This is a genomic window from Nocardia sp. NPDC059691 (assembly GCF_042733915.1).
Taxonomy (GTDB): Bacteria; Actinomycetota; Actinomycetes; order Mycobacteriales; family Mycobacteriaceae; genus Nocardia; species Nocardia sichangensis.
In genome coordinates this window covers 285,734-295,872 of record NZ_JBHWFB010000006.1, presented here as the reverse complement: position 1 = coordinate 295,872, position 10,139 = coordinate 285,734, and the positions used below count along the sequence as shown (strand labels likewise).

At 66.3% G+C, this 10,139-nt stretch carries 5 protein-coding genes and 1 tRNA gene; 4 read left to right on the top strand and 2 right to left on the bottom strand.

Translation table 11 applies throughout. The annotated features are described in order from the left end of the window. Positions 1-178: 178 nt before the first annotated feature. Positions 179-529, bottom strand: a complete 351-nt coding sequence (locus ACFV2O_RS16125) for a winged helix-turn-helix transcriptional regulator (RefSeq protein ID WP_379252432.1) — start codon at positions 527-529, stop codon at positions 179-181. 144 nt (positions 530-673) lie between these two features. On the opposite strand from ACFV2O_RS16125, the gene ACFV2O_RS16120 reads away from it, so the two are divergent. Beyond that, on the top strand, positions 674-1,543 hold the full coding sequence (locus ACFV2O_RS16120) for an NAD(P)-dependent oxidoreductase (protein WP_379252431.1): 870 nt from the start codon (positions 674-676) through the stop codon (positions 1,541-1,543). Positions 1,544-1,677: 134 nt separating this feature from the next. Further along, positions 1,678-1,762 (top strand) — tRNA-Leu (locus ACFV2O_RS16115). A 6-nt stretch (positions 1,763-1,768) separates the two neighbouring features. Here ACFV2O_RS16115 and ACFV2O_RS16110 read toward each other — a convergent pair. Further along, complete coding sequence (locus ACFV2O_RS16110) at positions 1,769-3,472, bottom strand: recombinase family protein (protein ID WP_379252430.1); 1,704 nt, start codon at positions 3,470-3,472, stop codon at positions 1,769-1,771. Between the two features lie 697 nt (positions 3,473-4,169). On the opposite strand from ACFV2O_RS16110, the gene ACFV2O_RS16105 reads away from it, so the two are divergent. Together ACFV2O_RS16105 and mobF are read left to right on the top strand one after the other, a co-directional pair. Then, the gene (locus ACFV2O_RS16105) at positions 4,170-4,826 is read left to right on the top strand and encodes a VanZ family protein (RefSeq protein ID WP_379252429.1); all 657 of its coding nucleotides are present in this window, start codon (positions 4,170-4,172) and stop codon (positions 4,824-4,826) included. Positions 4,827-5,311: 485 nt separating this feature from the next. Then, a complete protein-coding gene (mobF, locus tag ACFV2O_RS16100) occupies positions 5,312-10,069 on the top strand; it encodes a MobF family relaxase (protein ID WP_379252538.1) in 4,758 nt (1,585 codons plus the stop codon). Positions 10,070-10,139: the final 70 nt, after the last annotated feature.

Sequence of the window (10,139 nt, the reverse complement as noted above, 5' to 3'; positions counted from 1 at the left end):
CTGCGAAGCCACCCACATCTTGCAAAAGTTGTGACGTGGAACATACGACGCGCCCGGTTAGGCGTCAATTACCTTCGGTGTGCACAAAATTAACTCAAGTTACCAACTAGTAGCTTGATCTTCCGCTGAACCATGTTGCCCAAGTGAAACATTCACTTTTGAAGGATTCACTTCCGAGCTACTCATGCACCCGCCGCGCGCCGATCCGATCGATCCGCTCCCGCCCCCACGCACCCAGCGGCTCCAGCGCGGCGTTGAGCGCGACACCGATCTCGGTCAACCGGTACTCCACCCGCGGCGGCACTTCCCGATAGACGGTCCTGTCGACGATGCCGTCCTCCTCCAGCTCCCGCAGCTGCTGGATGAGCATCTTCTCCGAGATGCCGGGCAGCCCCTTGCGGAGCTCGCCGAAGCGCCGAACCCGGTGGTTGTCCAACTCCCAGAGAATCAGCGCCTTCCACTTGCCACCGACGACATCCATCGCCGCATCGATCCCGCAGAAGTACGGCCCCGACCGCTTCGAGCCCATCGTCCACCCTCTCCACCTGTTCACAAACCATTCGGTAAGTACCCCACAAAATAGTAGGTACTTGCCCGCCCGCCGGTCGTCGAGCACTCTTGATTTCAGCGCGCTGACCAGGATTTTCTCGACCTCAAAGGAGCTGAACCCGCAATGGCGGAGACCACGAATACCCCGGTGACCATTCTGGGACTCGGCGCGATGGGGCAGGCGCTCGCCGCGACCTTCCTGAAGGCGGGGCTGCCGACCACCGTGTGGAACCGCACCCCCGGCAAGGACGCCGACCTCCGCGGCGCCGGAGCCACGAGCGTCGCCACCATCGCCGAGGCGATCGACACCGACGGCCCGATCATCGCCGTACTGCTCGACCACGCTTCGGTGCACGCCACCCTCGACCCGGTAGCCCACCGACTGGCCGGACGGCCACTGATCAACCTCACCAGCACCGCCCCCAACGAGGCCCGCGAACTCGCCGCCTGGGCGGCCCGCCACGACTGCGACTACCTCGACGGCGGCATCATGGCGATACCACCCATGATCGGACAGCCGGGCGCGTCCATCCTCTACAGCGGCTCGCGGACGGTCTTCGACGCACACCGCGAATCCCTCGAATTACTCGCTGCCGCAGAACACTTGGGCGACGACGCAGGCCTCGCCTCGACCTACGACTTCGCCCTGCTGGCGGCCATGTACGCCATGTTCGGCGGCTTCCTGCACGGCGCGGCCATGATGCGGTCGGTTGGCGTCCCCGCCGCCGAATTCGGCCGGCGAGCCGCCGCATGGCTCAACGCGATGACCCAATCCTTGCCGCACCAAGGCGCCGTCATCGACACCGCCACCTACACCGACCCCATCCAGTCCATCGCCTTCCACAAAGCCGCACTCGACGCGATCAACCGCGCCAGCCGCGACGCCCACGTCACCCTCGACTTCGTCGCCCCCTTGAAAACCCTCCTCGACCGCCAGGTAGCCGACGGCCGAGGAGCCCTCGGCTTCGAACGCACCTTCGAAGAACTTCTCTGAGTCCCCCGCGTAGGCCGCACTCCTTCCACCGGTGCGGCCCACACGCCCGTCGCCCGCAAACGCTTAAGAATCCGCAGGTCAAGCCGCGATTTGGTCCACACGGAGATGATCCGATAATCTTGCTGGGCACACCGGTCCGGGTGGCGGAATGGCAGACGCGCTAGCTTGAGGTGCTAGTGCCCTTTATCGGGCGTGGGGGTTCAAGTCCCCCTCCGGACACAGACACTACGCACACGGGTGGTTGAGGAGCAGTTTTGCCACGACCACCCGTTTTTCGTGGTCGTAGGTGAGCTTCAGGCCGAGTTGCCGGTAGACCTCGAGTTTGTCGGTGGGGTCAGCTGCCTTCAGTATGTGGACCAGGCCGCCCAGCGACGCCACAAGCTGGTGGATCTCCTCCTTGTTCATGTGGTGATCCGCGCGTTGCTCGGCTTCCAGCGCGGTGAGCTGTGCAGCGGTGGCCTGGCGTTCGCGCTGAACTTGTTGGGTCCAGCTCGTCACAAGGGCCGGGTCGGTGCCCGCTTCCAGTGCTGCACGGTACCGGGACAGTTTGCGGTCGTGTTCGGCAAGCGATCGTCGTGCACTCTCGATGGCGGGTGTGTTGTCGGCCTGGGCGTCTTCGAGCATGGTCAGCGAATGCTCGATCCGGTCGGGGTGGAAGATGTCGGCCAACCATGCATCGATCGGGCCGCTGAGCTGGTCTTCGCGCAGGTAGACGGTCGTCGGGTGGTCGAGCTTGTTGGCGAGGGCGTACTCGGATGGATACCGGCAGCGGTAGTGCGGCAGCCCGTGGTTCCAGTTGCCTTGCATGCGGCGTCCGCAGGCGTCGTGGAACAGCAGTCCCTTGAAGGCGTACGGGTGCTGGCGGCGGGTCGTGGTCCTGCCCGTCGATTGCGGGCCTCGGGCGGCGAGCCGTAGTTGTGTCTGCTCGAAGGCGTCCTTACTGATGAGTGCGCTATGGGCTGGCTGGTCGGAGTAGACCCACTCTTTTTTCGGGTTCCACGCCAAGCGGGTGTGATGGCCTAAGGCGACGTCATCGACGTCGATAAGGGACTCCTGCTTGCGTTGTTTGTTCCACACCTCGTAGCCGGTGTAGCGCGGATTGCCCAGGATCGCGCGCACCGCGCTCTTGGACCACGCGGCGCCCGAGCGATGGCTGTTGCGCCTGCGGTCGTAGGCCGACGGGCACAAGATGTTGTCGGCGGTGAGGCGTTGCGCGATAGCGAAAATCCCTATGCCGGATAAGTACTCGCTGAAGATCCGTTGCACCACTGGCGCGGTGACAGGGTCGCGTTCAAGGGTATGCAGCCGTTTACCGTCGGCGGCTTTGCCCGGGTTTGGATGGGGCCCGGCGTCTGCGAGGCGGTACCCGTAAGGTGGCCGACCGCCGAGGTAGCGGCCCTCGACTTGCGCTTGCGCGGCCATGGCGGCGCGGACGCGGATCTTGATGCGGTTGCGTTCGCCTTTGGACATGCCGCCGAACACCGACATGATCAGATCGTGCGCTTCGCATTCCGGGTCGATCGGGCCGCCGACCTCCGGCACCCACAGCTGCACGCCGTAGTGAACGAAGACCGGAAACGTCAGCCCGAACTGGTTGCCGTAGAACGCTCGCTGCGGTTCGCCGATCACGACCGCGTCGAACCCTCGCTCGGGTTCTTTGAGCAGCTCGAGCAGCCGCCCGGCTGCGGGGCGGCGCTTCCACGGGATCGACCGGGACTGCCCGATGTCGAAGAACTCGACGACGATCTGCCCGTGCTGACCGACCAGGGCGTTCGCTCGCCCGAGCTGCCAGTTGCGAGATGCTTCCGGGTCTTGCTGGTCTTCGGTGGAGACCCGCCCGGCGAAAGCGAACCTGATCATTGCTGCGATTTCTCCTGCTGGTTGAGAAAGACATCGGCGTTCGGTGGTGACTTGGCCGAAGTACTCCATCCTCGGGAGTTGAGATGGAGGGAGTCGGCCGTGGTGTTGAGGCTGGACTCGGTCGGGGACTATCGACGGTCTCGCCACGAGTCTCGCGGACGTGTCGGAGAATGATCTCCAGCAACACTTTAGCGGCTATGGCGTTGAGCTGAGGCGGGTCCTCTGGAACGACGACAGTGACATCGTTCGTGCGGCTTCTGGCAGCCTGATCATGCGCGTTGCTGCCATCAGGGCGCACGGCGCACGTCCTCGGCTACGCTGGCCGACTGGTAGCTGACCGATGACGACCGGCACCTCGTTCTGTACCAATCACGAGCCGCGCGCGTTCGGGCGTGGCAATCCCTCCGCCAAGAACGACAGACCGGTGTGCTGGTGCGAGTAGAGGTGAAGGATGAGCGCGCCGCCGCGGGAGACAAAGGCCCAGGACGAACTCTGGCGCCGAGATGGCCAGTAGAGGGCTCACCGTGGAGATCGAAAGGCATGGCTCCTCCAAGCCTGCCGATTCTCCCGCCTTCCATGAAAGCCGAAACACGGCGATTTCGCCACCACCTGTAGCCGAGGGTCTGTCAGAGCACCGACAGATGCGCACTCGAGCTCCATACTCTGTTAGCTCTCAATGGATGCGCGTGGGCGGCGATAAGCGCAGGCTGTGGGTGGGGATTTCGGCCAGGTCTGTGGCGCTGGTGATTCAGGTGATACTGGCGGTGTGAACGGGACGTGGGAGGCGTGGGGTCGGGTCGTGGTGGCCGCGATCGCCGCGATACCGGTAGCCGGTCTCGTGGCCTGGTGGCTGGTTGGGCGGCGCGGGTGGCGGGCGGCGCTGTGCGATGTCGGGATGGTGACGGGTACCGCGCCGTGGTTGTGGATGATTCTCACGCCGACCGGAAGAGGCCGTTCGGTAAATCTCGTGCCGCTGCGTGATCTGGCCGAGCAACTGGCCGACGACCGGGTAATCGAGCAGTTCGGCGGGAATCTGTTGGTCTTCGCCGCACTCGGCTTCCTGTTGCCGGTGCGCCGACCCTGGTTCGCCCGCTCGTACCGCATCCTGTTGGCGGGAGCGGCAGCATCGATCGCGGTGGAGACTGCACAGTTCGCCCTCGCTATCGGCCGTCACTCATCGGTCGACGACGTACTGTTGAACGCGGCCGGTGCATGCCTGGCGGGCCAGCTCTCACGACATCTGTGGGCGTCGCGCGCAATTACCGACCGCTCCGAACCGGCATTACCCGAAGAGCCGACACGGGGCATCGTCTCCGAGGGGGACGGCGTCGGCCAGCCGACTTCCCCGAGTAGGGAGATCACCGAGAAGTGCGTAGCCGCTGGGCGATACCAGCCATCCGCGACGCGCTGCCCCGATCGATAGATCCACACTCGAGACCGATCCCGCTGGATGCGCGGAAATCGGCGTGAGCGGAGATCCTGCGCCGCAGTCGATCTCGTGACGCCGACCACCCGCACATCGGCACTACCGCGTGTCTCGGCACGTGATGGCTGCTCGGCCGAGTCCTTGACCTGCTCTGCCGTCGGCATTCATGAACACTTCCGAAGAGGTATAGGTCGCGACACGCCGCCAGGATTGGCGAACAACTGACGTCACAGTTCGCGAACAGAGCCAGCCAGGCCCATGCAACCCTCAATTCATTCGATCTCACAGAATATTCGAATGCTCAACTCGCAACTAGCATGTGCTCCCACCGCTATCCAACCAACCTCTCGCCAGCCCTTCCGCTAAACTAAAAACCGGCCACTACCAGCACATATGAACAAGAATCTGCCACACCTCATGCTCCCTGGTCGCGGAAACATCACGGTCACTTCGCAATAAGAGCGCGTACGGTGGATTGTGTGATGTCACTGGCAAAGCTCGGCAGTGGCGACGGCTACACCTATTATCTCCGCTCGATCGCCACGCACGACGTGAACGATCGCGGTCCGCAGGACCTTTCGACCTACTACAGCGAGCGCGGCGAATCCCCGGGCCGCTGGCTGGGTTCCGGCCTGCCGAACGTCGGTATCCAGGCCGGTGAGGTGGTGACCGAAGCGCAGATGCGGGCGTTGTTCGGTCACGGTCTGCATCCGAATGCCGAGGCGATGATCGCCGCCGAAGTAAAGGCACTCGCCCCGGAGGGCATCTCGCGCCGCACCGCGCGGGCGCACGCGGTGCGGCTGGTCCGGCTGGGTGCCCCGTTCACGACACACGCGGTGGCGGAGTACTCCTACCGCTACGAGCGGGCCCGCGCCTACGCCGCCTACAACGCCGAGCACGGCCGCGTCGACTACGCCCCGATCCCGGCGGAGCAGCGCAGCCGCATCGCCACCGAAGTCTCCCAACGCATGTTCGCCGAGGAATACGGCCGCCCACCCCGTGACGACCGGGAGCTGTCGGGCTGGGTGGCTCGCGCCGGCCGGGCACCGTCGAAGCGGGTCGCCGGGTTCGACCTCACGTTCTCGCCGGTCAAGTCGGTGTCGACGTTGTGGGCGCTGGCGCCTCGCGAGGTGTCGGAGAAGATCGAGGCCGCCGTCGATGCCGCCCTGCGGGATGTGCTGGCCTATATGGAGGAGCACGCAGTGTTCACCCGGGTCGGGCGGCACAGCCGCCGCCAGGTCGACGTCGTCGGCGGCCTGATCGCGACCGCCTTCCAGCACCGCGATAGTCGCGCTGGTGACCCGAATTTGCACGTCCACGTGGTGATCTCGAATGCGGTCAAACGCCATGACGGGCAGTGGGGTGCACTCGACGGCAGGATGATCTACCAGCACAACGTCGCCGCGTCCGAGCTGTTCAACACCCGGCTGGAGCACTACCTCGAGCAGTCCCTCGGCGTGCAGTTCGCCGAACGCCACAGCAGCAGCCGACGCCGGCGCGGGAAGCGGCCGGTCCGGGAGATCGTCGGCGTCGAGGAGCGCCTGGCTGAGGAATGGTCGAAGCGATCGGCCGCCGTGGACGCCGAGCTGACCACCCGTACGACGCGGTTTCAGGCCGAGCGTGGCCGCGAACCCACACCGGGTGAACTGCACGACCTCGCCCAAGAAGCCACCTTGAAAACCCGCGGCCACAAGGTGGCGGTACGCTCGCGTGCTGAGCAACGCGCTGATTGGCGACGCGATGCCGTGCAGTTGCTCGGCGGTGAGAGCACGGTCGATGCGATGGTCGCGACCGCCCTGGGACAGCCGATCCCGCAGCGGGAGGTCACCGACGCCGCGTGGGTCGCCGCGACCGCCGCGAGAGTGGTGGAGGTTGTGTCCGATTCCCGGGCGACCTGGCAATTCCGCCACATTCGCGCCGAAGCCACCCGCCAGCTGCGCGGCAGCATCGACCCGGCCGATTGGCACACCCTCATCACTCAGGTCACCGACGCCGCCTTGAGCGAGCCGCTGTCGATCCCCCGCGGCACACCAGAGGCCGAAGACATCGCACCCGCCGTCGAGGCACTCACCCGCCGCGACGGAACCAGCGTGTTCACCACCTCCGGCTCCCAGCTCTACACCAGCCCCCAGATCCTCGCTGCCGAGGAACGCCTGATCGGGGCGAGCCTGCTCGAAGGCGGGCGCACTATCCCGGCGGCCGCGGTGGATGCCGCGATCATCGAGCACGCCGCCAACAACAACGGCCAGATGCTCAACGACGGCCAAGTCCAGTTGCTGCGCGAGTTCGCCACCTCCGGACGCCGGTTACATGTCGCGATCGCCCCAGCCGGGACCGGAAAGACCACCGCCATGGCCGCGCTGGTGCGGGCCTGGACCACCGAAGGCGGCACCGCGCTCGGGCTGGCACCGGAAGGACCAGCCGCCGGTGTCCTCGGCAGCGAGATCGGCGCGGACTCCAAGACCGTAGACATGCTCGTCACCGTGATCAACGACATCCGGTCGGGCGAGCGGGCCCTCGACGACGCACCGGACTGGGTGCGAGCGATCGGACCCCGCACCCTCGTCGTACTGGACGAGGCCGCGAAAACACCCACTCTGAAACTGGATTCGACCGTGTCCTGGCTGATCGAACGCGGGGCCAGCGTGCGCGCGGTCGGTGATGACAGGCAACTGTCCTCCGTGCAGGCCGGGGGCGTGATCCGCGACATGGTCCACCACGCCGGAGCCGCCACCCTCACCAGGGTCGTCCGCTTCGACAACCCGAGCGAGCGCGCCGCCAGCCTCGCCCTACGCCACGGCGATACGGCCGCGATCGCCTTCTACACCGACCACGGCCGCGTCCACGTCGGCACCCTCGGCGCCGCCGTCCACGCCGCGTACCGGGCCTGGCGGGCCGACTACGCCCAAGGCCGTGACGTCGCCCTGCTGGCGCCGACCAACGAACTGGTGCGCCAGCTCAACGCCCTCGCCCGCGACGAACGCCTCCGCCGCGAAGGCCTGCACGGACCGGAAACGCTGCTGTCGGACGGGCTTTCGGCCTCGGTCGGGGACATCATCACGACCAGGGAGAACAACTATCGGCTGCGGATCTCGCAGACCGATCACGTCCGCAACGGCTACCGCTGGAAAGTGCGTGCCGTCCACCCGGGCGGGCGGATCACTGCCACCCACATCGGATCCGGCCGCAAAGTCACCCTGCCGACGGACTACGTACGTGAGTGCGTCGAACTGGGCTATGCCCGCACGATCAACTCCGCGCAAGGGCTGACCACCGATACCTGCCACGGCGTGCTGACCGGCAGCGAGGACTGCTTCCAGCTGTATGTGCTGGCCACCCGCGCCCGCGCCGGCGGACACCTTTACCTCGCCACCGCAGGCGACGGCCAGGACGCTCCTGCCCAGACGTGGAGCGCGCTGCACCCGCCCACCGCGATCGACCTGCTCACCCAAATCCTCGGCCGCGATGGCGGCCAAGTCTCCGCGACCACCCAGGCCCGCCAAGCCGCCGACCCGCGACGGCAGTTCGCTGGAGTCGTCGACGCCTACCTCGAGGCGCTTGGGGCGGCCGCCGACGCAGTGCTCGGCGACGAGCACCACGCCGCCGTCACCGCGGTCGCCGAACGCTTGGTGCCCGGTCTCACCGACGAGGAGGCATGGCCAGTGCTGCGCCAGCACCTGGCCATAATCGCCATGAACGGGCGCGATCCGATCACGACGCTCACCGACGCCATCACCGCGCGGGAACTCGACACTGCCGACGACAAAGCCGCCGTGCTGGTGTGGCGCATAGGCCAGCACGCCATCGGCAGCGGCCCGCTGGGATGGATCCCGGTGATCCCAGCCGTCCTGCGCGACGACACCGACTACGGCGAACACCTGCGGGTACGCGCGGTCCAGATCAAGGACCTTGCCGCCCAGATCGGCGCTACCGCCCACGCCTGGACACCCGAAACCGCACCAGTGTGGGCGCGGCAGCTCGTCGAACACGACCCGAACCTCATCGCCTCACTCGCCATCTGGCGGGCTGCACACGCGGTCCCCGACCACGACCGCCGCCCGACCGGCCCGGTGCAATACCCAGTCGACGAACGCCGCACCCAGCTCCAACTCGATGCCGCAGTGCGGTCGCGTCTCGGACACCTCGACACCAACACCCGCCGCTGGAGCCCACTGGCCCGAGAGGTCGATGAGCGGATCACCACAGATCCGTACTGGCCACAACTGGCCGAGGGGCTGTCTCACGCCGCTGACACCGGACTCGACGTAGCGACTGCCGTCCGCACCGCAGCCGCGCAGCGCCCGTTACCGGATGAACAGCCCGCCGCCGCGCTGCGCTGGCGACTGGTCGAAACGCTCGACGACGCGCAGCGCCGCCACGCCGACCAACTCGCCCGCGCGGTCTCTGAACTCCGGGTCGACCAGTGGCGCCGCATGAGCGATCGGGAACTGGAAGACGAGATCCAGTCTGCTCGACGCGATTTCGATCTCGACCCGATCCTGGACATGGGTCTCATCATCGAACGTAGCCAGCGATCTGAGCGTGGCAGCGACGCCGACGCTGTACGCCGCGCTCACGCCGAACTCGATCAACAAGCGGCAGCGATCTACACCGCCCGCACCGCACAGGCCGCAGTCGTGACCGCCGAACACGCCCTCACCCTCGCTCAACGGCAACAGGCGACCGCGCAGAACAACCCACCAAAGATTCCTTGGTGGCGCCCCGACGCCGCACGCGCCGCACGCGCGGAGCACGCTTCTCACCTCGAGCGCCTTCGCCAAGCCCTCAACGACGCCCAACAAAACCTGCTGGCCGCCCGGGAGATTGCCCGCCGCAACCAAGCCGCAGTGCAGCTCGCACAGGACGACTGGAACTCCACCCTCCACCGTGCCGACAACCACGCCGCGCGCGCCGCCGAGCTGACCGCCGCAGGCCACAGCGACAATGCCTTCGCACGGAAACTGGCGCAGGCAGAACAACGCTGGCTTTGCGAAGAGCGCCAACTCGACGACGCGTTCACAGAACAGCACCGCCGCACGCAGTTGACACCGCCGCAACGCGACCTCGAAGACCGGGCTCGGCGCCATCTCGATCGCGATGCGCACGACGGACTGGCCTTTGCGCAGCCAACAGCCCTCACCGAGACCGGGGCGAGCCGCGAAGAGCCAGTCGACACTCCGGAAATAGGCACTGACTACGAATACAGCCACTACGACTACGACTACGACTACGGACTGTAGTACTGCTGCTTCAGCGCCGAGCACACCGAGCTGGTAGCCGCTCGGCCTGACCACCGCGATGGTCGCCGAG